19 protein-coding genes are annotated in these 23,698 nt (G+C 69.7%); all 19 read left to right on the forward strand.

What is annotated here, in order from left to right; genetic code table 11:
* The first annotated feature begins 304 nt into the window (after positions 1-304).
* A complete protein-coding gene (locus tag SALPAC4_RS0115895; protein ID WP_019871163.1) occupies positions 305-1,678 on the forward strand; it encodes an ammonium transporter in 1,374 nt (457 codons plus the stop codon).
* Positions 1,679-1,738: 60 nt separating this feature from the next.
* Complete coding sequence (locus tag SALPAC4_RS0115900) at positions 1,739-2,077, forward strand: P-II family nitrogen regulator (protein WP_180198442.1); 339 nt, start codon at positions 1,739-1,741, stop codon at positions 2,075-2,077.
* A 27-nt stretch (positions 2,078-2,104) separates the two neighbouring features.
* On the forward strand, positions 2,105-4,399 hold the full coding sequence (locus tag SALPAC4_RS0115905; protein ID WP_019871164.1) for a [protein-PII] uridylyltransferase: 2,295 nt from the start codon (positions 2,105-2,107) through the stop codon (positions 4,397-4,399).
* Positions 4,400-4,556: 157 nt separating this feature from the next.
* Entirely contained in the window at positions 4,557-6,101 is a 1,545-nt protein-coding gene (gene ffh, locus SALPAC4_RS0115910) for a signal recognition particle protein (protein WP_018729913.1), read from the forward strand.
* A gap of 212 nt (positions 6,102-6,313) precedes the next feature.
* A complete protein-coding gene (locus SALPAC4_RS0115915; RefSeq protein ID WP_019871165.1) occupies positions 6,314-7,393 on the forward strand; it encodes an amidohydrolase family protein in 1,080 nt (359 codons plus the stop codon).
* Positions 7,394-7,478: 85 nt separating this feature from the next.
* The gene (gene proS, locus SALPAC4_RS0115920; protein ID WP_018729915.1) at positions 7,479-8,885 is read left to right on the forward strand and encodes a proline--tRNA ligase; all 1,407 of its coding nucleotides are present in this window, start codon (positions 7,479-7,481) and stop codon (positions 8,883-8,885) included.
* 287 nt (positions 8,886-9,172) lie between these two features.
* Positions 9,173-9,820: a DUF402 domain-containing protein gene (locus SALPAC4_RS0115930; RefSeq protein WP_019871166.1), complete on the forward strand. Its 648-nt coding sequence runs from the start codon at positions 9,173-9,175 to the stop codon at positions 9,818-9,820.
* Between the two features lie 342 nt (positions 9,821-10,162).
* Complete coding sequence (gene rpsP / locus SALPAC4_RS0115935) at positions 10,163-10,627, forward strand: 30S ribosomal protein S16 (RefSeq protein WP_018729917.1); 465 nt, start codon at positions 10,163-10,165, stop codon at positions 10,625-10,627.
* On the forward strand, positions 10,602-10,862 hold the full coding sequence (locus SALPAC4_RS0115940) for an RNA-binding protein (RefSeq protein ID WP_018729918.1): 261 nt from the start codon (positions 10,602-10,604) through the stop codon (positions 10,860-10,862). Before rpsP ends, SALPAC4_RS0115940 begins: the two co-directional genes overlap by 26 nt.
* On the forward strand, positions 10,862-11,404 hold the full coding sequence (gene rimM / locus SALPAC4_RS0115945) for a ribosome maturation factor RimM (protein WP_019871167.1): 543 nt from the start codon (positions 10,862-10,864) through the stop codon (positions 11,402-11,404). Before SALPAC4_RS0115940 ends, rimM begins: the two co-directional genes overlap by 1 nt.
* Before the next feature lie 104 nt (positions 11,405-11,508).
* A complete protein-coding gene (gene trmD, locus SALPAC4_RS0115950) occupies positions 11,509-12,282 on the forward strand; it encodes a tRNA (guanosine(37)-N1)-methyltransferase TrmD (RefSeq protein ID WP_027644435.1) in 774 nt (257 codons plus the stop codon).
* 143 nt (positions 12,283-12,425) lie between these two features.
* The gene (gene rplS, locus SALPAC4_RS0115955; protein ID WP_018218952.1) at positions 12,426-12,782 is read left to right on the forward strand and encodes a 50S ribosomal protein L19; all 357 of its coding nucleotides are present in this window, start codon (positions 12,426-12,428) and stop codon (positions 12,780-12,782) included.
* A gap of 177 nt (positions 12,783-12,959) precedes the next feature.
* Positions 12,960-13,829 carry a signal peptidase I gene (lepB, locus tag SALPAC4_RS0115960; protein ID WP_019871169.1) on the forward strand — a complete coding sequence of 290 codons (870 nt, stop codon included), beginning with the start codon at positions 12,960-12,962 and terminating at the stop codon, positions 13,827-13,829.
* 10 nt (positions 13,830-13,839) lie between these two features.
* Positions 13,840-14,475, forward strand: a complete 636-nt coding sequence (gene lepB / locus SALPAC4_RS0115965; RefSeq protein WP_019871170.1) for a signal peptidase I — start codon at positions 13,840-13,842, stop codon at positions 14,473-14,475.
* 165 nt (positions 14,476-14,640) lie between these two features.
* On the forward strand, positions 14,641-15,453 hold the full coding sequence (locus tag SALPAC4_RS0115975; RefSeq protein WP_019871172.1) for a ribonuclease HII: 813 nt from the start codon (positions 14,641-14,643) through the stop codon (positions 15,451-15,453).
* Entirely contained in the window at positions 15,450-15,773 is a 324-nt protein-coding gene (locus SALPAC4_RS0115980) for a DUF2469 domain-containing protein (protein ID WP_018218957.1), read from the forward strand. Before SALPAC4_RS0115975 ends, SALPAC4_RS0115980 begins: the two co-directional genes overlap by 4 nt.
* Before the next feature lie 211 nt (positions 15,774-15,984).
* On the forward strand, positions 15,985-16,533 hold the full coding sequence (locus SALPAC4_RS0115985; protein ID WP_019871173.1) for a M23 family metallopeptidase: 549 nt from the start codon (positions 15,985-15,987) through the stop codon (positions 16,531-16,533).
* Positions 16,534-16,847: 314 nt separating this feature from the next.
* A complete protein-coding gene (locus SALPAC4_RS0115990; RefSeq protein WP_317888990.1) occupies positions 16,848-20,021 on the forward strand; it encodes a DNRLRE domain-containing protein in 3,174 nt (1,057 codons plus the stop codon).
* Positions 20,022-20,122: 101 nt separating this feature from the next.
* Positions 20,123-23,620 (forward strand): LamG domain-containing protein, encoded by a 3,498-nt coding sequence (locus tag SALPAC4_RS0115995; RefSeq protein WP_188116873.1) that lies wholly within the window; start codon positions 20,123-20,125, stop codon positions 23,618-23,620.
* Positions 23,621-23,698: the final 78 nt, after the last annotated feature.

The following is a 23,698-nucleotide window of genomic DNA, read 5'->3' on the forward strand; positions in this document are numbered from 1 at the left end:
CACCAGGGCCCCGTTCCCGCCGGTTTCCGGTGGGAACGGGGCCGCTGTTGTGCGGCGTCAACCAGGCGGGAACTCAGCGTGGGCCTAGCCCCGTGGGTGTGCTCGGTCGCCGATCGGCTGGTCGCGGCGTCCTCCGTTCGGCTGTCCGCGGCCCGCTTCACACGCGCGAAACAAGTCGTCATCGATTGGAAATCGACGGGTGACGCTGCGGGAAACAGGGAGCGAGCAGGCTTCCGGGCAACCGGTGGACGGGCAGTGCTGCCTCGGAAGCCGTGAGGAGGGAACTTCACCTTAGGAGGCCAGCGTGCCTGAAGCACCGACCATCGACACCGGCAACACCGCTTGGCTGCTGGTGTCGAGCGCGATCGTGCTGCTCATGACGCCCGGATTGGCGCTGTTCTACGGCGGCCTCAACCGGGCCAAGGGCGTCCTCAATATGATCATGATGAGCTTTTCCGCGATCGGGCTCGTCAGCATTCTCTGGTTGTTCTACGGCTTCTCTGCCGCCTTCGGTGCGGACCGGGGTGGGGTCATCGGCGACCTCGGCCAGTATCTCGGCACCAAGACCTTCATGGCGGAGACCGACCTGTGGGGCGAGACCGGCATTCCGCTCTACGTCTTCATGGCGTTCCAGATGATGTTCGCCGTCATCACGGTCGCCCTGATCAGCGGTGCGATCTCTGACCGGGCCAAGTTCTCCGGTTGGTTGCTGTTCGTGGTCGGCTGGGCGAGTCTGGTCTACTTCCCGGTCGCCCACTGGGTGTGGGGCGGCGGATTCATCGGTGCGGAGCTCGGCGCACTCGACTTCGCCGGCGGCACCGCGGTGCACATCAATGCCGGGGCGGCGGCGCTGGCCCTGGTGCTGGTGCTGGGCCGGCGGCTCGGCTGGCCCCGGGAGACGATGAAGCCGCACAACGTCCCCATGGTCGCCCTCGGCGCCGGCCTGCTCTGGTTCGGCTGGTTCGGCTTCAACGCCGGCTCCGAACTGACCGCGGACCTGACCACCGGGCTGGCCTTCGTCAACACCCAGGTGGCGACCGCCGCCGCCGTACTCGGCTGGTTGCTGGTGGAGAAGGCGCGGGACGGCCGACCCACGCTGGTCGGCGCCTCCTCCGGCGCCATCGCCGGACTGGTCGCGATCACCCCGGCCTGTGCCTTCATCACCCCATGGGCCGCGGTGCTGCTGGGCCTGGTCGCCGGTGCGGTCTGCGCGCTGGCGGTGAGTCTGAAGTACCGGCTGGGCTTCGACGACTCGCTCGACGTCGTCGGCGTGCACTTCGTCGGTGGCTGGATCGGCTGTCTGTGGATCGGTCTCTTCGGCACGTCGTCGGTCAGCTCGCTGGTCAGTGACGAGGGCCTCTTCTACGGGGGTGGGGTGGCCCAGCTGGGCGTCCAGGCGCTCAGCGCGTTGATCGTCACCGGCTACTCCTTCGCGGTGGCCTTTGTCCTCGCCTTTGTCCTGGAGAAGACGATCGGCTTCCGGGTCGGTAAGGAGGCCGAGGTCGAGGGGATCGACATCGCCGAGCACGCCGAGAGCGGCTACGACCTCTCTCCCGCCGCCGGTTCCGCCGGTGGTGGCGCGTTCGCGGCGGCGGGCCTGGCCGGCGGGAAGCCGGCCGGGGAGAGCAGCGCCGCGGAGCAGGTCGAGTCGGCCTCGTCGGCGGGTGGTCGGCGGTGAGCGGCGGGCCCGCCGCCGAGCAGGTCACGGGTTAACGTTCCGGGAATGGAGGGGTTGGACATGAAGCTGGTGACCGCGGTCATCAAGCCATACCAGCTGGACGCGGTGAAGGAGGCCCTGCACGCGCTCGGGGTGGCCGGCCTGACCGTCAGCGAGGTCCAGGGCTACGGCCGCCAGAAGGGGCACACCGAGGTGTATCGGGGTGCCGAGTACACGGTGGAGTTTCTGCCCAAGATCCGGGTGGAGGTACTCACCGACGAGCTGGATGTTGACAAGATCGTTGACGCCGTCGTCGCCGCCGCCCGGACCGGCAAGATCGGTGACGGCAAGGTGTGGGTCACCGCGGTCGAGGAGGTCGTCCGGGTCCGTACCGGCGAACGCGGCCTCGACGCCGTGTAGGCGTCCCACTGGCGGGAGTAGGTACCGATGACCTCGTTGATCAAGAAGCGTACGGCCGGACCGGACCTCCTGATCAACGAGGTCACCGGTGCTCCTGGCGGGATCGACGCCGCGGCGCGGGCGGCCCGGGCGGCGTCGATCGACGGCTGGCTCGCCGGGCTGCTGCCCCGCTGGGAAGGGGTCGCGCTGGTCGCGGTGGGCGGGCTCGGCCGCCGTGAGTGCGCTCCGTACGGGGACCTCGACCTGCTGCTGCTGCACGCCGACGTACCCGGGGTGGACGAGCTGGCCGCCGGCATCTGGTACCCCGTCTGGGACGCCGGGCTGCGCCTCGACCACTCGGTACGTACCGTTCCCGAGGCCCTCGCGGTCGCCCAGGATGATGTCCGGGTGGCTCTGGGCCTGCTCGATGCCCGATTCGTCGCGGGTGACGAGGCGCTTGCCGACCGGCTGGTTCGCTCGGCCGCCGACCAGTGGCGACGTGGCGCCGTGCGTCGACTGCCCGGGCTGCGCGAGCTGACCGAGGCCCGGTGGAAGGCCCACGGAGAGCTGGCGTTCCTGCTCGAGGGGGACCTCAAGGAGGCTGCTGGCGGACTTCGCGACGTGGGGCTCCTCCGGGCGATCGCCCGCGCCGGCGTCACCACCGCGCTCCGGCCCGCGGTCCACGCCGCTCACCTGCGGCTACTGGATACCCGCGACGCGCTGCACCTACGAGCCGGTCGGCGGGTTGACCGGCTGGTCGCCCCGGAACGCGACGGTGTCGCCGCCCTGCTCGGGTTGCGCCAGCCACGAACTGACCTGTCGGCGGCGCGGGTGCACGAGGGGGATCTGCTGCTGCGCCGGGTCGCCAACGACGCCCGGACGGTGAGCCACGCTCTCGACGACGCCCTCCGGGCGGCCGACCGGCTCCGCGCTCGGCGTCGCGGTGCCGACCGCCGACCGCTCCGCCGGCCGGTAGCCCGGGACGTGGTGGAGCACGACGGTGAGCTGGTGCTCGCCCGCGCGGTGATCGGGGTACGCCCGGAGCCGAGCCTGTCCCTGCGGGTCGCCGCCGCGGCGGCGACCACCGGTCTGCCGATCGCGGCGGCCACCTGCGAGTGGCTGGCCGCCTACTGCCCGCCGCTGCCAACTCCCTGGCCGGCCGCGGCGCGCGCCGCCCTGGTCACGCTCCTGGGCGCGGGGCCGGGGCTGGTGTCGGCGTGGGAGACCTGCGACCGGTACGGGCTGGTTGACGGCTGGCTACCGGAGTGGACCCGGATCCGGAGCCTGCCGCAGCACCACCCGGTGCACCGGTTCACCCTCGACCGGCACCTGGTGCAGACCGCGTACGAGGCCAGCCAGCTCACCCGGGAGGTGGACCGACCGGACCTGCTGCTGCTCGGCGCCCTCCTGCACGACGTGGGCAAGGGGCTACCCGGTGACCACAGTCAGGTCGGCGCACCGATCGCGGCGGCGGTCGCCGCCCGGATCGGCCTGCCCGCGGCCGAGGTGGCGCTGATCGGGCGGCTGGTCCGGCTGCACCTGCTCCTGCCCGAGGTGGCGACCCGGCGCGACCTGGCCGATCCGGTGACCGTGGCCGGCGTGGCGGCGAAGGTCGTCGACACCAGCACCCTGGAGCTGCTGCACGCCCTGGTCCGGGCCGACGCGGCGGCCACCGGCCCGGCCGCCTGGTCGCGCTGGAAGGAACGGCTCGTCGCTGATCTGGTGGCCCGGGTCCGTACCACACTGGACACCGGTCGGTTACCCGAACCGCCCGTACCGGATCCGGCGTTGGTCGCCGGCCCACTGCCGGTGGTCCGCGTGACCGGGGACGAGGTGGCGGTGGCGGCGGCCCACCGGCATGGGCTGCTCACGACGGTGGCCGGTTGCCTGGCTCTGCACCGGCTCGACGTGATCTCCGCGGACGCCTCAACGGTGTCCGGGCGGGCGTTGGTCGAGTTCCGGGTCCAACCCCGCTACGGCCTCGCGCCGGATCCGGTAGCGCTCGGCGCCGACCTACGCCGGGCCGTGACCGGTGCCGGCTCGGTGGTCCAGCGGCTGCGGGGGCGGGCCGTCGCGGCCGGCGGCGCGGGACCCGCACCCCAGGTGCGGTGGTACCGGGAGGCGGCCACCGACGCGGTGGTGTTGGAGCTGCGGGCGGCCGACGCCGCTGGCCTGCTCTACCGGGTCAGCGCGGCGCTCGACGAGGTGGGAGTTCAGCTGCGAGCGGCGCGGATCTCCACCCTCGGCGCCGCCGTGGTGGACGCGTTTTACCTGGTCGGCGCCGGGCTGGATGCCGAGGACCAGGCTCGGATCTCCGCCGCTGTCCTGGCTGCGGCGCGATGAGGGGGCGTATGCCGTCGGCTGGACGGCAGGTACGCGGGCGGCGTCGGGTGTGCCGGCCGGAAGCGGGTGGATCGCGGGCCGGATACCCTAGCGGTGGCTGGACAGCTCGTCCGGCCGTGCTCGTGCTCACCAGAACTCTGACAAACGGGATGTTCGCGTGTTTGACACCTTGAGTGACCGCCTGTCCGGGATCTTCACCAAGCTCCGCGGTAAGGGACGGCTCACCGACGCCGACATCGACGCCACCGCCCGCGAGATCCGCCTCGCGTTGCTGGAGGCGGACGTGGCGCTGCCGGTGGTCAAGGGCTTCATCGCACGAGTCAAGGAGCGGGCGCGGGGCGCCGAGGTCTCCCAGGCGCTGAACCCGGCCCAGCAGATCGTCAAGATCGTTAACGAAGAGTTGGTCAACGTCCTCGGTGGTGAGGCACGGCGGCTTCAGTTCGCCAAGCAGCCGCCGACCGTGATCATGCTGGCCGGCCTCCAGGGCTCCGGCAAGACCACACTCGCCGGCAAGTTGGCCAGTTGGTTGCGCGGTCAGGGCCACCAGCCGCTGCTGGTCGCCGCCGACCTGCAGCGCCCCAACGCCGTCGGGCAGCTTCAGGTGCTCGGCGGTCGTGCCGGCGTGGAGGTGTACTCCCCGGAGCCCGGCAATGGCGTCGGCGACCCGGTGCAGGTGGCTCGTGCCTCGATCGAGCACGCTCGTCGGGCTGCCCGGGACATCGTCATCGTGGACACGGCCGGCCGCCTCGGTATCGACGCCGAGATGATGCAGCAGGCGGCCGACATCCGGGACGCGGTCAACCCGGACGAGGTCATCTTCGTCATTGACGCCATGGTTGGCCAGGACGCGGTGCGCACCGCGGAGGCGTTCCGGGACGGTGTCGGCATCACCGGTGTGGTCCTCTCCAAGCTCGACGGTGACGCCCGTGGTGGTGCCGCGCTGTCGGTCCGGGAGGTCACCGGCCAGCCGATCCTCTTCGCCTCCACCGGCGAGAAGCTGGAGGACTTCGACGTCTTCCACCCGGACCGGATGGCCAGCCGGATTCTCGGCATGGGCGACGTTCTCACCCTGATCGAGCAGGCCGAACAGGCCTTCGACGTCGATCAGAAAGAGAAGATGACCGCCAAGCTGATGGGCGGTGAGCAGTTCACCCTGGAGGACTTCCTCGACCAGCTCATCGCCGTTCGGCGGATGGGGCCGATCGCCAACGTGCTGGCCATGATGCCGGGCATGGGCCAGATGAAAGACCAGCTCGCCGAGGTGGACGACAAACACTTCGATCGGGTTACCGCGATCATCCGGTCGATGACCCCGGCCGAGCGCACCAACCCGAAGATCATCAACGGTTCACGCCGGGCCCGCATCGCCAACGGCTCCGGGGTTACTGTGATGGACGTCAACCAGCTACTCAATCGCTTCACCGACGCCCAGAAGATGATGAAGCAGATGGGCGGCATGATGGGTCTGCCCGGCGGGCGCCGAAAGGCGACCAAGTCGCCGAAGAATAAGCGCAAGGGCGGGAAGGGTGGCGGTCGGTCGCGGGCCGGCACGGGGGCGCGGGGCGGCTTCCCCGCTGGCATGCCGCAGCTGCCGCCGGGCCTGGGCCCCGACGACCTGGCCGGCCAGGGGCTACCACCGGGATTCAAGCTTCCGAAGATTGACTTCAACAAGCTCGGCAAGGGGGACCAGCGCCCCCGATGACCGGGTTCGAGACGGGGCGGGGCCGGTACTGATCGCCACTGATCGAACGCCGGCCGTCGCCCGTCGGCGCCGGCCGTGGCCCCGTCGGCGGACCGTGGCCTGTCGGCGGTGACCGTGGTCCGTCGGCGGACCGCGGCCTGTCGCGTCGTCTGTGGCCCATCGGCGGTGGCCTGCCCGCACGCCCTGGCAAGCGATCAGGTAGGACTGAGCGTATGGCTTTGCACGTGCGCGGTGTGCTCCTGCCCGAAGATGAGGTCCGGGACATCTGGCTGGTCGGTGACCGGGTGACCTTCCAGCCGGTGGCCGACGCGGAGACCATCGCGGATGGTGGCTTCCTGCTCCCCGGCCTGACCGACGCGCACTGCCACATCGGCATCGCCCGGGGCGGGGCACCGATCACCTCGCTCGACCAGGCCCGCGAGCTGGCCCAGGTCAACCGCGACGCCGGGGTGCTCGCCATCCGGGACGCCGGCTCCCCGTACCCGTATCCGGAGCTCGACGACGCCCCGGACCTGCCGCGGCTGGCCCGGGCCGGCCGGCACGTCGCCCCACCGAAGCGCTACCTGCGCGGCGTCGGGGTGGAGGTCGACGCGGCAGAGGTGGCCGCGACCGTCGCCGCGCAGGCGGACGCCGGTAATGGCTGGGTCAAGCTGGTCGGCGACTGGATCGATCGCGGCGTCGGCGACCTCGCCCCGGCCTGGGACGCGGAGACCATGACCGCCGCGGTTCGAGCCGCGCACGCCGCCGGGGCCCGCGCCGCCGTGCACACCTTCTCCGAGTCCGCCGTCGACATCATGGTGCGGGCCGGGGTCGACTCGGTGGAACACGGCACCGGTCTGAGCCTGGACCTGATCGACGTGATGGCCCGGCAGGGCACCGCGCTCGTACCAACCATGATCAACATACGGACCTTTGGCGGCATCGCCGACCAGGCGCGGGCGAAGTTCCCCGGCTACGCCGACCACATGCTCGCCCTGCGGGACCGCTTCCCCGAGGTGGTCCGCGCCGCCTACCAGGCCGGCGTGCCGATCTACGTCGGCACGGATGCCGGCGGTGGCATCGCGCACGGTCTGGCCGCCGAGGAGATGCTGCTGCTGCACGAAGAGGCCGGGATGCCCGCCGAGGCCGTCCTCGCCGCCGCCTCCTGGCGGGCCCGCGAGTGGCTCGGCTTTCCCGGCCTGGTCGAGGGAGGCCGGGCCGATCTGGTCGTCTACCCGGAGGATCCACGGCAAGACCTCCGCGTCGTCCGATCCCCCGCCCGCGTCGTCCTCCGCGGCCGGGTACTGCGCTGATCCACCCCGGGGCGGGTCAGTAGTCCGGCGTGGAGCGACCGCCCGCTGACGGCGACCGCCCCGGCGGCACATAGGATGTGCGGTCATGGCGCGCGTGCTCACTCCCCGTGCGGAGGACTTCCCCCGCTGGTACCAGGACCTGATCGCCAAGGCGAAGCTGGCCGACAACGGCCCGGTCCGGGGGACCATGGTGATCCGACCAGCCGGCTACGCCATCTGGGAGCGGATGCAGGCCGAGATGGACAACCGGATCAAGGCTGCCGGCGCGGAGAACGCGTACTTCCCGCTCTTCATCCCGGAGGGCCACCTCAAACGCGAGGCCGAGCACGTCGAGGGCTTCTCGCCGGAGCTGGCGGTGGTTACCCACGGCGGCGGTAAGCAGCTCGCCGAGCCGGTCGTGGTTCGCCCGACCAGCGAGACCGTCATCGGCGAGTTCATGGCCAAGTGGGTCGACTCGTACCGGGACCTGCCGTTGCTGCTCAACCAGTGGGCGAACGTGGTCCGCTGGGAGCTGCGCCCCCGCATCTTCCTGCGGACCAGCGAGTTCCTCTGGCAGGAGGGGCACACCGCACATACGACCCGCGAGGACGCCCGCGCCTACGCGCGACGGATTCTGCACGAGGCGTACGAGGACCTGATGGTCAATGTCCTCGCCATCCCGGTGCAGGTGGGCCTCAAGACGGCCCGGGAGCGTTTCGCCGGTGCGACCGCCACCTACACCCTTGAGGGCATGATGGGTGACGGCAAGGCGCTCCAGCTGGGCACCAGCCACGAGCTGGGGCAGAACTTCGGCCGCGCCTTCGACATCAGCTACACCTCGGCCGAGGGGGGTCGGGAGTACGCCTGGACCACCTCGTGGGGCACCTCCACCCGGATGCTCGGTGGTCTGATCATGTGCCACGGCGACGACAATGGCCTGCGGGTGCCGCCGAAGCTCGCGCCGGTCCAGGCGTACGTGATGGTCGTCAAGGACGGCGAGGGGGTCGGCGAGGCCGCGGCACGGCTGCACGACGCGCTGCGGGACGCCGGCGTGCGGGTCGCCCTTGACGACCGGACCGACACCCCCTTCGGACGTCGCGCGGTGGACGCGGAGTTGCGCGGCTATCCGATCCGCGTTGAGATCGGCCCTCGCGATCTGGCCGCGGGGAACGCGGTCGTGGTCCGGCGGACGGACGGCTCGAAGTCCCCGGTTCCGGTCGCCGACGTGGTCGCCGTGGTACGCGCGGCGCTCGACGCCGACCAGCAGGCGCTGCACGACCAGGCGCTCGCCAGCCGGCAGTCGCGGACCCGCGAGGTGGGGACGCTCGCCGAGGCGATCGAGGCCGCGGCGACGGGCTGGGCCCGGGTGCCATGGTCGGTGGTCGGTACCAAGGGCGAGGCGGAGGCGAACACCCAGGGTGTCACCGTGCGGTGCCTGATCCGGGCAGATGGCTCGGTGCCGGACAGCGAGGACGAGCCGGACCTGGTCGCCATCCTGTCCCGGGCCTACTGAGCTGCGCCTGCACCGGGCCGGTGCCGCCACCGATCCGGTCCGACCAGATCTGACCCGGTCTCAGGTCCGACCCTGGTCCGACCTGATCCGGCCCGAGTTGGCTCGGGTGCTCAGATGGGGCAGCTCGACAGCGAGCGGAGCGAACCGGGCCACCGGCGCTCGTTGGAGCGCAGACAGTCGGCGAGGCTAACCGGTCGTCGGTTAGGTGAGCGTGGCGTTCCCGAGCGGTCTTGGCTGGGTGGGCTTGGCGTTCCGAGCGGTCGTCGGCGGGCGGTAGGGTCGGCCAGGTGAGGTTCGAGCCTGGGCGGTTGGTGGTGCACCGCAACGTGCGGCGGGGGCGGATCGGTTGGGTTCGTCCGGCGCGCGTGGTCAGCGATGACGACCGGGGGCTGCTGCTCTGGGTTCCCCGGGGCTCCGAGGTGGCCAGCGAGACCACCGACGCCGGAGTTGGGATGCGGGCGATCCCGTTCGCCGAGTGGATCGTCTCCGGGTACCGACTGACGCCCGCGCGGTGGCAGGGGCCACCCCTGCTGAAGTTCCTGCCGGTCGGGGCCGCGCACTCGGTCTGGTTGTTCCAGGATGAGCAAGGGCATTTCGCCCATTGGTACGTCAACCTCGAGGAGCACGGTGTTCGCTGGGACGACGGTGGGCTCGCCGGCGTTGACGTGGTGGACCAGGATCTTGATGTGCTGATCCACGCGGACCGTCGCTGGGCGTGGAAGGACGAGGACGAGTTCGCCGAGCGGCTCGACTTCCCGGAGCACTACTGGGTGCCCGACCCGGACGCGGTCTGGGCTGAGGGGAAGCGGGTGATCGCCCGGGCCGAGGCGGGTGACTTCCCGTTCGACGGCACCTGGTGTGATTTCGTGCCGCCGGTCGAGTGGACCGCCCCGCTGGATCTGCCGCCCGGGTGGGACCGGCCGCCAGCGCGCTGAGGACACCGCCCACCGGCCGCCGGAGCCCACTCGGCCGTCGGCGCCGACGGCGCCCACTCGACCGCCGGAGCCAACCGCTGCGAGCGCGCCGGTCCACCCGGGCTGAATCGGTGTGCTCCTCGTCATAGTCGAACGGTGAGCCGGGGCCGGTCCGATGTGAGGCTTCTCGGTTCGATCTGGCAGAATGGCTTGCTGGTATCCGGCGTGGGTCCGGCGCCCTCTACCCGGGCACCACGTCAGTCCACCCGAGCAGTCTCCGGCCCAACCCCACTGTGCCGGAGTGCGCGCTCACCCGTGCACCGCCCGTCCAGAGGCGGTGGAAACAACAGGAGCGAAAACACTGTGGCCGTAAAGATCCGGCTCCTGCGGATGGGCAAGATCCGCAACCCGCAGTACCGCATCGTCATCGCCGACTCGCGCACCAAGCGTGACGGCCGGGCGATCGAGTTCGTCGGGATCTACCAGCCGAAGCACGACCCTTCGGTGATCGAGGTCAAGTCGGACCGGGTGCAGTACTGGCTCTCCGTGGGCGCGCAGCCGAGCGAGGCGGTGCAGCGCCTGCTGGAGAAGACCGGCGACTGGCAGAAGTTCAAGGGCCTGCCGGCTCCCGAGCCGCTGAAGGTTGCCCCCGAGCGGGTCGACCGCAAGGCGGCCTACGAGGCTGAGGCGAAGGCCGCCGCCGGTCTGGCGGAGACCCCGGCCAAGCCGGCGAAGAAGGCCGCCAAGGCCGAGGCGGCGCCGAAGACCGACGAGGCGGCGCCGAAGACCGAGGAGCAGGCCGGTGCGGGCTCCGGCGAGCAGGGCTGACGTGGCACTGCGTCCAGCGCTGGAGCATCTGGTCAAGGGCATCGTCGACAATCCCGACGATGTCCGGGTCCGGCTGGTCGATTCCCGGCGGGGCAAGCGGCTCGAGATCCGCGTGCACCCGGAGGACCTCGGCACGGTGATCGGGCGGTCCGGGCGGACCGCGAAGGCGCTGCGCCAGGTCATCGGTTCCATCGGTGGACGCGGCGTACGCGTTGACATCGTCGACTCGTACTGATGCTCGTCGTCGGCAGGATCGGCAAACCGCACGGGATCCGCGGTGAGGTGACCGTGGAGGTGCGGACCGACGAGCCTGAGACGCGGTTCGCCCCGGGCTCGGTGCTGCGCACCGAGCCCGGGGCGAACGTGCCCGCCCACGACGGTGCGTACCGGGTGCCGGGTGAACTGACCGTTGAGGCTGCGCGGTGGCATCAGGGGCGGGTGCTGCTGGTGGCGTTCGAGGGTGTGCTCGACCGTAACGTCGCCGAGGCGCTTCGTGGAACCCTCGTCGGGGTGGACCGCGCTGATGTGGCCCCGCCAACGGACCCGGAGGAGTTCCACGACCACCAACTGGTCGGCTTGGCCGTGGTCACCCCCGCTGGGGAACGACTGGGTGAGATCGCCCGGATCGACCACGCTCCCGCCGCGGACCTGTTGGTGCTGCGCCGACCCGGTCGTCGGGATGCGTTCATTCCGTTCGTCCAGGCGATCGTTCCCGAGGTTGATCTCGCCGGCGGTCGCGTGGTCGTGGATCCGCCCGGCGGTCTGCTCGACCTCTGACCCGTAGGCCTGCTCGACCGCTGACCCCGGCGGGCCGGTTCGACCCCCGGCTGGTGCCCGGTGTGGCCAGGCCGCCCGGCCCGCACAGTTGCTGGAGCCCCGCGATGCGCGTTGACGTTGTGTCCATCTTCCCGGAGTACTTCGCTCCGCTGGACCTGTCGCTGATCGGCAGGGCCCGGGCCGGTGGCCACCTCCAGTTGGCCGTGCACGACCTCCGGACCTGGACCCACGACGTGCACCGGACGGTCGACGACACCCCGTACGGTGGGGGGCCGGGGATGGTGATGCGACCGGAGCCGTGGGGGGAGGCGCTGGACGCCCTCGCCCCGCCGGAAGCTGACCCGCCCCGGCTGTTGGTGCCCACGCCGGCTGGTGCTCCATTGACCCAGGCGCTGGCCCACGAACTGGCCGCCGAGCCGCACCTACTCTTCGCCTGTGGCCGGTACGAGGGGATTGACCAGCGGGTGCTTGAGCACGCTGCGAGTCGGATGCCGGTCACCGAGGTCTCCCTCGGTGACTATGTGCTCTTCGGCGGCGAGGTGGCGGTGCTGGTGATCCTGGAGGCGGTGACCCGGCTGCTGCCCGGGGTGCTCGGCAACGTTGGCTCGCTGGACGAGGAGTCGCACGCGCACGGGCTGCTGGAGGCGCCGATGTACACCAAGCCGGCTGCCTGGCGGGGCCAGGAGGTGCCGGCGGTGCTTCGCTCCGGGGACCACGGGAAGATCGCCCGCTGGCGCCGGGATGAGGCCCTCGTGCGGACGGTCGCCCGGCGCCCCGACATGGTCGCCGCGCTGGCTCCGGAGTGCCTGGACCGGCAGGACCGGGCGACGTTGGAGCAGGCCGGGTTCCCGGCTGCCCCCAGCGATGTGGCAAAATAGGGGGTTGCCGCAGTCGACCGCGCCGCGGGTGGCTGCGAGGACCCTCGACCGGGGCCGGCGAGTGCCGGCGGCCATCCGGGGGTCAGAATCACCCATTCGCGCATCGACTGACGATGCGCCGTGAGCCTCGCGAGGACGCAGCGATGAACATCCTGGACGCGCTTGACGCCCAGTCGAAGCGGACCGACGTTCCCGATTTCCGCGCCGGTGACACCGTCAAGGTGCACGCACGGGTCGTCGAGGGAAACCGGTCCCGGGTCCAGATCTTCCAGGGCGTCGTCATCCGTCGTCAGGGTGACGGTCTGCGGGAGACCTTCCTGGTCCGCAAGATCAGCTTTGGGGTGGGGGTCGAGCGCACCTACCCGATCAACAGCCCGGCCATCGACCGCATCGAGGTCGTGACCCGCGGTGATGTCCGGCGGGCCAAGCTCTACTACCTCCGTGAGCTGCGCGGCAAGAAGGCGAAGATCAAGGAGAAGCGGGAGAAGCAGCCGAGCTGAATCGTGCTGCACCACCCGTCCTGAGCTGCGCGTATGGTGTACGAACCGGAGGGCACCCGCCGGGACGTGCCAACGCAGCCGGACGCCCCGCCCAGCGGCGGGGCAGGTGTCCACTGCCGTCCGGAGACCTCGACCAGGTCCCCGGGCGGTAGTGTCGTTTCTGCGGACCGGGGAGGCGTGGTGCAGACGCGCGACGAGGACGGCACGGTCGATCCACGCCGTCGCCGAACGCGGCGCCGCCGGCCGTTGCCGCTCTGGCAGGAGCTGCCGCTGCTGCTGACGGTCGCCTTCTGCCTGGCGGTGCTGATTCGGACCTTCCTCCTTCAGGTGTTCTTCATCCCGTCCGGCTCGATGACCGAGACGCTGCTCGTCGGAGACCGGGTGCTGGTCAACAAGGTCGTCTACGACGTACGGGACCCGGTGCGGGGCGAGGTGGTGGTCTTCCGCGGCCCGGAGCGGTGGGCCGCCCAGCTCGACGAGGAGCCCGACCCGGGATTCCTGCCCCGGCTCACCGCCACCTTCGCTGATCTGGTGGGGGTCGGTGGCCCCGGCGAGAAGGACTTCATCAAGCGGGTGATCGGGCTGCCGGGCGACCGGGTGAGCTGCTGCGATGAGCAGGGGCGAGTGCTCGTCAACGGCATCGCCATCAACGAGCCGTACGTGTGGCGCGACTCGCCGCTGGACCTCCCGCCGAATCCGGGCGAGTGCCGTTCGCGTCGCTTCGACGAGGTGATCGTCCCGCCCGGGCAGCTCTTCCTGCTGGGCGACAACCGGCTGGTCTCCCAGGACGCCCGGTGCCAGGGTCCGGTGCCGATTGACAATGTGGTCGGACGGGCGGTCGGCGTGGTGTGGCCGTCGTCGCGGTGGGCTGCACTCTCCACTCCAGAGGTCTTCGCGAACGTTCCGGCGGCGGCGGGTTCCCCGACCAGTGAGCCACCGCCGGTTCGGCCGAGCCCGGACGGTGGCGCGCTGCTGCTCCTCCCGCTCCCGGCCGCGTGGCTCAGTTCTCGCGCGTTCCGTCCGGTGCCGCCCAGCTCGGCAACGTAGGCTCCATTCCGTGATTGACGAGCAGACCGACAAGTCCCGCAACTCCTTCTGGAAGGAGCTGCCAATTCTCCTGGGCGTGGCGATTCTGGTCGCGGTGCTGGTACGTGCCTTTGTGTTGCAGACCTTCTTCATCCCGTCGCCGTCGATGGAGAACACCCTCCAGATCGACGATCGGGTGCTGGTCAACAAGCTGGTGTACGACTTTCGCTCGCCGAAACGAGGCGAGGTGGTCGTCTTCAAGGCGCCGACCTCCTGGAGCCCGGACGGGGAGGACTTCATCAAGCGGGTCATCGGCATCGGCGGCGACCACGTGGTCTGCTGCGACGAACAGGGGCGGATCACGATCAACGGGGTCGCGCTAGATGAGCCCTACCTCTACTCCGTCGGCGGCGAGCGGGACCAGCCCGCTGACCAGGATTTTGATGTCACCATCCCGCGGGGGCGGCTCTGGGTGATGGGCGACCACCGATCGGCCTCGGGCGACTCGTTGCAGCACTGGCAGCAGTCGGGGGAGGACGTCCACGAGGCGACCGTCCCCGAGGATCGTCTCGTCGGCCGGGCCTTCACGATCTTCTGGCCGCTGGACCGGGCACGTTGGCTGAGCGTGCCCGAGCAGTACGCCCCGATTCCCCGGCCCGGAAGCTGAGCCGGTGGGCCGGGTAGGCCCGGTAGGCGACGGCGAAGGCGTCTGGCAGGCTGGGATGGTGACCGTCGCCCACGCCCCCCGTCGCGCCGCCCGGGTGCTGCTCGTCGGCGCGTCCGGCCAGCTCCTGATCGTTGAGCCGTGGGTGAGCGCGGACAGGGGTGGGCCATGCTGACGCCGCCGCGTACCGTCGTCCGTCGCGACGGCGGGCTCTATGCGTTGGAGCGCGCCCTGCAACGACGCGGATTTGGGCGGGTGGCCGGCGCCGACGAGGCCGGCCGGGGTGCCTGCGCCGGCCCCCTGGTGGCCGCCGCCGCCATCCTGCCGCCGGGGCGGCGCGGCGAGATCGACGGACTCGCCGACTCCAAGCTGCTCACCCCGGCCAGCCGGGAGCGGGTGTACACGGAGGTCGTCGCTCGGGCGTCGGCGTACGCGGTGGTGGTGATCCCGGCGGCGGAGGTGGACCTGCGCGGACTGCACGTGTGCAACCTGGCGGCGATGCGTCGTGCGCTGGCGTCGCTGGCCACCCCACCGGAGTACGTGCTGACCGACGGCTTCGGGGTGGACGGGCTGGACGTGCCCGGCTTGGCGGTCTGGAAGGGCGACCGGGTCGCGGCCTGTGTCGCGGCAGCCAGTGTGCTGGCCAAGGTCACCCGAGATCGGATCATGGTGGAGCTGGACCTGGAGTTCCCTGGTTACGGGTTCGCGGAGCACAAGGGCTACATCACCGCCGAGCACTCGGCCGCGCTGCGGGAGCGCGGGCCGTGCCCAGAGCACCGGTTCTCGTACGTCAATGTCGCGACCGTCTCCGGCCGACACGGGGCCCCACCCCGGGCCCGGCGACCGCTGGTCGCCGCGGCCGACGAGGCGATGGAACGCGCTGGGGCGGTAAAGGGTACCGTCGGCGTGGCGTTGGGCGAGCGGCCCTGGGCTGCGGCGTCGGTGGGGAATGATGTGGCCATGGAAGGCGGGATGGGATGAGCGCGGAAGATCTCGAAAAGTACGAGACAGAGATGGAGCTGCAGCTCTACCGGGAGTACCGCGACATTGTCCGCCAGTTCTCCTACGTTGTGGAGACCGAGCGTCGGTTCTATCTGGCGAACCAGGTCGACCTGCACGTCCGTAACTCGGACGGTGAGGTTTACTTCGAGGTCGAGATGCACGACGCCTGGGTGTGGGACATGTATCGTCCTGCCCGGTTCGTCAAGAACGTCCGGGTAATGACGTTTAAGGATGTCAACGTGGAAGAGCTGGAGAAGCCGGATATCTCGCTGCCGGCCGACTCCGGGTTCGGCAACTGACCTCTGGACCTCGCTGACTCTCCCTTACCCCCCAGCGGGCCCAGCGCCGTCGCCCTGACCGCACGTCACCCCGATCCCACCCGGCGGACCCAGGCCGGCCCCGCATAGCAGATCGAATCGCTTCCCGTACTCCCTCCACAGTGTTGTGGCTATCCACAGGTGAGCTGGGTGGGGGGTGGCCGCCGACCGGCCGTCCGGGCAGGCTGCCGCCATGGAGCTGTCCCCGATCCTCGCCATCCTGCTCAGCGTCGGGCTGGTCACCACGCCCGCCGTCCCCGCCGCACCGGTGGTTGGGCTCAGGTCGCTGTTGGTGGGCTCCCCGTCGTCCGGGGCGTTTCCGACCTTCCAGTGGCCGCTGCCGGGGACGCCGCCGGTCGTGCGACGGTTCGACCCGCCGCCGCAGCCCTGGTTGCCCGGCCACCGCGGCGTCGACCTAGCCGCCGCCGCAGGCATGCCGGTGGTTGCGGCGGGCGATGGGGTGGTCACCTTCGCCGGTGCCGTGGCTGGCCGCCCGGTGCTCACCGTGACCCACGCCGCCGGCCTGCGGACCACCTACGAGCCGGTGCACTCCGATGTCGAGGTTGGCACGCCGGTCCGGGCCGGCGTGCCGGTCGGTCGGCTGCGGGCCGGGCACCCGGGCTGCCGGGCTCCGGCATGCCTGCACTGGGGTCTGCGCCGCGGCGACATCTATCTGGACCCGTTGGCGCTGCTCGGTCGGGGGCCGGTGCGACTGCTGCCACTCGACGGTGCGCCTCGGTAGCGGGTACCCAACCAGTCCGCCCGGCAGCGGGTATTTCCAGTCATTATTGGCCGCTTTGACAGGTAGGGAAGTTTTAGTAATTCTTGAACTTTATTGAGAGCATAAGCGCCCTGTGAAAGTCGAATTCCCTTTATAATTACTTACTATGGTTTTTGAGTAGATCTTACAAGCCGCAGCTACGGGAAACTCTATCGCCCGTTTCGAGCTATTCCTCCTCACCCTTTGTAGTTGTTCTTGCGCTTTGGGGAAAGGTGCTCCTAAGGTCCTCTGCGCAAACGTGAAGATCGTGCGGGGGAGGGTCTGTGGCGCGTCGGATGACGGCCGCCGTTCGTTCGTGCCTGGCTGTGAGTGTCGCCGTGTTGACGGTGGCCGGGTTGGCGAGCGTGCCGGGCGAGCCAGCGGAGTTCCTGGCTGCGGGACCGGATGGCGTGACAGGTGGCGTGGAGAGTCGCTCTGACGAGGCGGTCTCCCTGCGGGCTGCCCGCGAGAGCGGCGAGCCGGTGCAGGTGAAGAGTCTGACCTCGGAGACAACCGAGGTGTACGCACTGCCGACGGGGCAGTTCCGGGCGGACATCGCCGCCGGCATCCAACGCTTCCGCCGGGACGGGATGTGGGTCCGAGTGGACCTGACACTGCAGGCGGGACCGGACGGCTCGGTGCGACCCGCGGCCCATCCGAACGATCTCTGGATCTCGGGTGCCCAGGGCGCGGGCGAGCACGAGCTCGCCGCGGTGGTCCTGGATGAGGGCCGGGTCGCGATGGGGTGGTCCGGAGCGTTGCCAAAGCCGGTGTTGGAGGCCAACCGGGCGACCTACCCGGACGCCCGACCCGGCGTCGACCTGGTGGTGGAGGCGACCCGTCTCGGGTTCGAGCAGTTTCTGGTAGTCAAGAACCGGGCTGCCCTGGCCAGCGTCGGCGAAGTTGACTACGTGTTCTCCGGCTCTGGTGTGGATTCCTCAACCCGTGGTGCCGACGGTTCGGTCCTGCTGAGGGATCGTGCGGGTGAGCAGACGGCACGCATTCCCGCTCCCCTTATGTGGGATGCGCGGAAGGACATTGTTGGTAGTCCTGTCAACGAAAAGCGGGTCCGCACGGATGTCGTCGATCGGAGCGGTCGCGTCGAGCTAACGCTGACCCCGGATCTGGACTGGCTGCGTAGCGACTCTACGGTCTACCCGGTCACTATCGACCCAACGGTCAATCCGCTGGGGACGACGTTCGACACGTACGTGCGGGAGACCGTGACCAGCGATCAAAACCAGCGGAACGATCTGCAGGTCGGGCTGTTGGGAACCACCCCGACGGAACTGACGCGCTCGTTCCTCACCTGGGATACGACGGTGCTCGTCGGGAAGCAGGTCACCGCGTCAACGGTGTCGTTCTGGAACTTTTGGTCAGGCACCTGCACGCCGAGGCCCTGGGAGATTTGGACGACGGGGACGTCGACCTACACGACCACGATCACGAACCAGCCGGAGTGGTTCACCAAGGAAGCTACCTCGACGTCGACGCACGGTTCGTTCGAGTGTAGTGACGCGTGGGCGACGATTGACGGGAAGAGCTTCTTCCAGCGGGCTGCCACGGCGAACAAGACCCGGGCGGGTATGGGGCTCCGCGCGAGCGACGAGACGGACACCTCCGCTTTCAAGCAGTTCCGGTCCCGGGAGGGTGCCAGCCCCTCGCAGGACCCGAAGGCGTCGGTGACCTACAACTCGTGGCCGACGGTGGAGTCCCGCTCGACCGCTCCGAGCACCAGTTGCGTGACGGGCACGGACCGTCCGCTGGTGAATACGCTCACCCCGCAGTTCAAGGCGACCGTCTCGGACGGGGATGGAACGGCGATGGCGGTCACCTTCGAATGGTGGGCGATGAATGCCGACCGTCCGGTCGGCTCGGTCAGCTTCAATAGTGTGGCGTCCGGTGCCACGGCGGCGACGACGGTCCCGGCCGGCGATTTCGTGGACGGTGGCATCTACCGCTGGCGGGTGAAGGCCGCCGATGGTGTCTCCGGCAGCGATGTCTGGTCGTCGTTCTGCGAGATGCAGGTATACGCCACGGATGCCCCGGTGACCGGCTGTGTCGGCGGTACGGACAGCGACTTCAACGGGGATGGCATTGCTGACATCGCTATCGCCGATCCGGAAGCGACCGTCGAGGGCAAGGACAAGGCGGGTCACATCCGGCTGGTGTACGGCGGCGGCGCGGGCACGGTCGAAACCTTGCATGAGGGCAACTCCCAGGTGTCGGGCGCGGTCGGGGCGGGTGACCAGTTCGGGCACTCCGTCTCGGCGTATGACGCGAACAACGACGGTTGTACTGACCTCGCGGTCGGGGTGCCCTTCGAGGACCTGGCGACAACGGAAGACGCAGGTGTCACGTACGTCCTGCTCGGCACGCCGGACGGACTCGCGCGGGGGCCCGCGTCGTTGACCTTCCACCAGGGTGCGGGTGCCACTCCCGAGCAGGCCGAGGCCGACGACCAGTTCGGGTTCGCCGTGGCTGGTGCGGTTTCCCTAACCGGGGAGCCCTATCTTGTGGTCGGGGCCCCGAGCGAGGACATCGGCGGCTCGGTCGATGCCGGTGTGGCGCACTACTTCCGCGGAAACCTCAACGTGCTCTTCCAGGCCGGGGAGCTCATCCCGGGCGTGGTCGAGCAGGACGACCGCGTGGGCTACGCGGTGGCGGCCTCGTCTAATCACTTCGCCATCGGCTCCCCGGGTGAGGCGATCGGTCCTGAGGTGTTCGCGGGAGCTGTCGGCGTGTTCAGCAGCTACGAATTGGTCGATGGTAGCCCGAGACTGGCGGTGAATTTTCACCAGAACGTCGCCAACGTGTCGGGCGTGGCAGAGGCCAACGACCTCTTCGGTAAAGCAATTTCGATCGCGCCCTACCGGCCGGCTGGTGCCGCGGCGGACCAGGCGGACTCGCTGGTGGTGGTCGGGGCTCCTGGTGAGGACATCAACGTCGAAGAATCCAACACCGTGGTGGCAGACGCGGGCTTGGTACAACGGTTCCACGTCACCGCCGAGGCGACCTTCACGGAGCTGCCTGGGTTCACCCACGCCCTGGAGGATGGCGCCTACCTGGGCGAGGACGTCGCGGTGGTGAACACCGAGCCGGCCAGCGACGGCACGAACGACACCATGTTCCTGGCCGTCGGCGCTCCCGGTGCGGACGCGGGCGACCTGCTCGACGCGGGTCGCGTACTGGTGATCCCCGCTCTGGCCGACCCGATCGGCACGCCGACAACGATCCAGCGCGAAGCCGCCAGCCTGCCCGGCAGCGCCGTGACACAGGAGTTGATCGGCGTCAGTCTCGGGGCCACCTCGCAACAGCTGTACGTCGGTACTCCGTATCGCGATCCGGCGGTGTACGGATTCGCCTGGTCCAGCCTGGCGGACGGCGCGACATCGCCGAGCACTACCTGGCAGCCCGGTCAGGGCGGAATCCCCGCCGGCGGGGACGCCTTCGGCGCGGCGATCGGGTGATGGCACACATGACAACGCAGAGTTCACCGGGGGAGGAACGTACGGTGGTTCGTCGCAGGCGTCGGCGGGACGGGCTGTTCAGGGTCGGGCTGGTGGCCGGCATGCTCGGCCTGTTGGCCGGGATGGTGTTCGTGCAGCCGCACGAGGCGGTGCCGTTGGTTCCGACCGCCGCGTTGGCGGAGGAGCCGGTCCGGGACACCGAGGCGGAGGCGCTGGTAGCGGCGAAGGAGCTTGACCAGCCGGTGGAGGTGCTGGCGCTACGCACGGAGTACCGCGACGTGTTCGCGCAGCCGGACGGGACGTTGATCGCCAACGACTACACCCAGCCGGTCCGGGTCACTCAGGGGGATGACTGGGTTCCTGCCGACGCGACGTTGGTGGTCCAGCCGGATGGCTCGTACGGCCCGAGCGCGGCGTTGCTCGGCATCCAGCTCTCCCCAGGCGGCGATGTGCCGCTGACGGTGGCGACGCGGGATCAGAAGAGTATGACCCTGACCTGGCCGCACGGTCCGCTACCCGAGCCGGTCGTGGTGGACAGCCAGGCGACGTATTCGAACGTGCTCCCGGACGTGGACCTGGTCACGAACGTAACGGTCGAGGGCTTCTCCCACGTGCTGGTGGTCAAGACGCCGGAGGCGGCCGAGCTTCCCGAACTGCAGGACCTTCGGCTCGGTGTCACCACTGTCGGGTTGACGATTGAGGAAACCCCGGAGGGTGGCGTGGTGGCGCTGGACCCGGCCACCAACAACCCGGTCCTTCAGGCCGACGCGCCGACCATGTGGGACAACGGCCCCCAGGAGGGCGGTGGAGCGCTGGCCGCCAAGGCCCTGCGTTCCGCCAGCGGCACCAGCGTTACCTCGACCGATCCTGGTGCGGCTTCCGCGCAGGGCCCGGGTGACGCGTCGAAAGTGGCGCCGGTCGAGCTGGAATACGCCGAGAACGTGCTGACGCTGACCCCGGATCAGGGCATGTTGACCGATCCGGCGACGTCCTTCCCGCTCTACATCGACCCGGTCTGGCAGAGCAGCACCAACAGTGGCTGGGCGATGGTCGACAGCGGCTATCCCAACGAGGAGTACTGGAAGTTCGACAACAAGCGGCACGAACGGATCGGGCGCTGCCCCAGCTCGTGCTTCAACTCCAAGGTCAAGCGGCTGTTTTACCGGCTCGCCACCCCGTACTCGGGTCGAACGATCCTGAAGGCGGAGTTCAGGGTGACCTTGCAGCACGTCTACAACAGCACGGCCCGAGCGGCCGCGCTCTACCTGATGCCAGCCGGGATCAGCTCCGCCACCAACTGGAACAACCAGCCTGGTGGCTCCGGGTGGTCCGGAGCGAAGCACCTCGCCACCAGCTCTCCCACCAGCACCAAGTCGAGCTGTACGTCCACCAACCAGAACACGGAGTGGAACGCGAAGGCCGCCGTGGAGCTGGCAGCGAGAAATGGGTGGAGCACGGTGACCCTCGGTCTGCGATCGGTCAACGAGACCAGCGGGGTGCACACGAAGCGGTTCTGCGACAACGGGGTCCTCTCCGTGCAGTACAACCGGGCACCCCTGATCGCGAACGAGAACGAGCTCACGATGTCTCCGGGTGGGCAGTGTGTCTATGGCGCGGGGGCACCCTATGTGGACGTGCCCCCACGGCTGAACGCGGTGCTGCGGGACCCGGACCACTCCTCGGCGCACACCGAGCAGATCAAGGCCCAGTTCAAGGTGACCTGGACGCCGAGCGGTGGGACGGCGCAGTCGCGTAGTTACACAACACCGTTGAAGGCCAGCGGATCGGTCTTCTCGTACACGGTGCCGAGCGACATCGCGCAGAACGTGCCGATCTCGTGGGAGGTACGGGCCAGCGACAACACCAGCTGGGGGCCGTGGAGCAGCGACGGATCCCGCAATGTCTGTCAGTTCCGGTATGACAAGTCGAGCCCGACCCCGCCGGACGTGGATTCCGCCGTGTACCTGCCGCAGGACGCGGCGGACAACGGGACGGCAGACGCCCCACTCTGCATCGAAAGCGACGAGTGGCTGGGCTCGATCGGTATCCCTGGCAGCTTCACCTTCGACTCCGCCGCGACCGACGTGGTGGAGTACCGGTACGGCTTCAACACCAACCCCGTGCCAGGAGTCAACGTGCTGCGGCCCACCATGGACGGCGGGCCGGTGACGTTGGCCGACTGGTACCCGGAAAGGGAGGGCCCGCGGACGATCAACGTCCAGGCCGTTGACCGCGCCGGCCGGTCGAGCACCATCGCCTCCTGCACCTTCCGGGTGGGTAAGCGGCCGCCGACCGCTGCCTGGGCCCTCGGCGAGGTCGCCGGACAGGACATGGCGGACGACGCGCTCGGCGGCAACGACGCGACCGTTGGTAGCGGCGTCACCTTCGGTGTGCAGGGGCCGGGCGGCGCCTCCGACACGGCGGCCCAACTCGACGGGACGAGCGCCGGCTATCTCACCACGGCGAGCAGCGTGCTGACCGACACCTCCACCAGTTTCGCCGTCAGCGGCTGGTTCAAGGTCGATGATCCCTCCCGCCAGCAGGTGGCGGTGAGCCAGGACGGCACCGGTGAGCCGGGCTTCGCGCTGGGCGTGCGAAACGGGGCATGGTTCTTTTGGGTACCGACCACCGAGGTCAACTCGCTCGGTCGGTGGGAGGTGACCGCCGAGGCAGCGACCACGGAGTGGACCTACGTCACGGCGATCTTCGACGGCGGCAAGAAGGAGATGTCACTCCAGGTCGGGTCCAACCCGCCGCACGTCGCCGAGCGCCGTTCGTTGACGAAGTCGCGCGGTCCGCTCCAACTCGGTCGCCGGCTTGTCAAGAGCGGATACGCCGACTACTGGCAGGGCACGATGGCCGACGTCGCCGTCTTCGACCGCCTGATCGTTGACGACGAGGTCACCTCACTGCAGAAGACGCCACCGAGCCGAAAGGCGTACTGGCGGCTGAACGCGGAGACCGACATGCTCAGCCCGGAGCACGGCGGTGGGGTGGGGCTCACCCTCGGCTCCGGCGCGATGGTCTTCAACCATCCGGTGCTGGCTCTGCTCGGGGGTGGCCACCTCGCGCTCACCGGCAGCGCGGACAGCTACGCCACCACGCCCACCAACGCCGACATGGCGGGCAGCTTCTCGATCAGCGGCCGGGTCAAGCTGACCAGCAGCTGCGAAGGCACTCCGATGACGGCCTTCTCCCAGAAGGGCAGCCACGGCAGCTCGGTGGTGGTGCGCTGCAACGAGGCCGGTGAGTGGGAGCTGGCCGTGACCGAGACCGACGAGGTGGGCCCGGAGTGGATCACTGGGAACACCGAAGCGAAGCCGAAGTTGATCGGCAAGGGTGACCACCTGGCGCTCGTCTACAACGGCTACACCCGAGAGATGGTGCTGTACGTCAACGGAGAGCTTCGAACGGCGATCGAGCTGGTGTCGCCGTTTGTCGCCACCGGTGGGGTGCAGGTGGGACGGGCGTTCCTCAACGACTCGTTCCAGGAGCACCTCTCGGGGGCCGTTGACGATGTCCGGGTCTACGACGGGGTCGCTGACCCCGTGCTGATCCAGCGGCTCAATGTGCAGACCCAGGAAAAGCTCGCGCTCTGACGCAACCACTGCTGGGTCCGCCCGTCGTCGGGCGGACCCAGCACACCTCACGCCTTCCTTCTGATGTTCCTCGACCCC

It is taken from the genome of Salinispora oceanensis (assembly GCF_000383575.1).
In the GTDB taxonomy this organism is placed as follows: Bacteria; Actinomycetota; Actinomycetes; order Mycobacteriales; family Micromonosporaceae; genus Micromonospora; species Micromonospora oceanensis.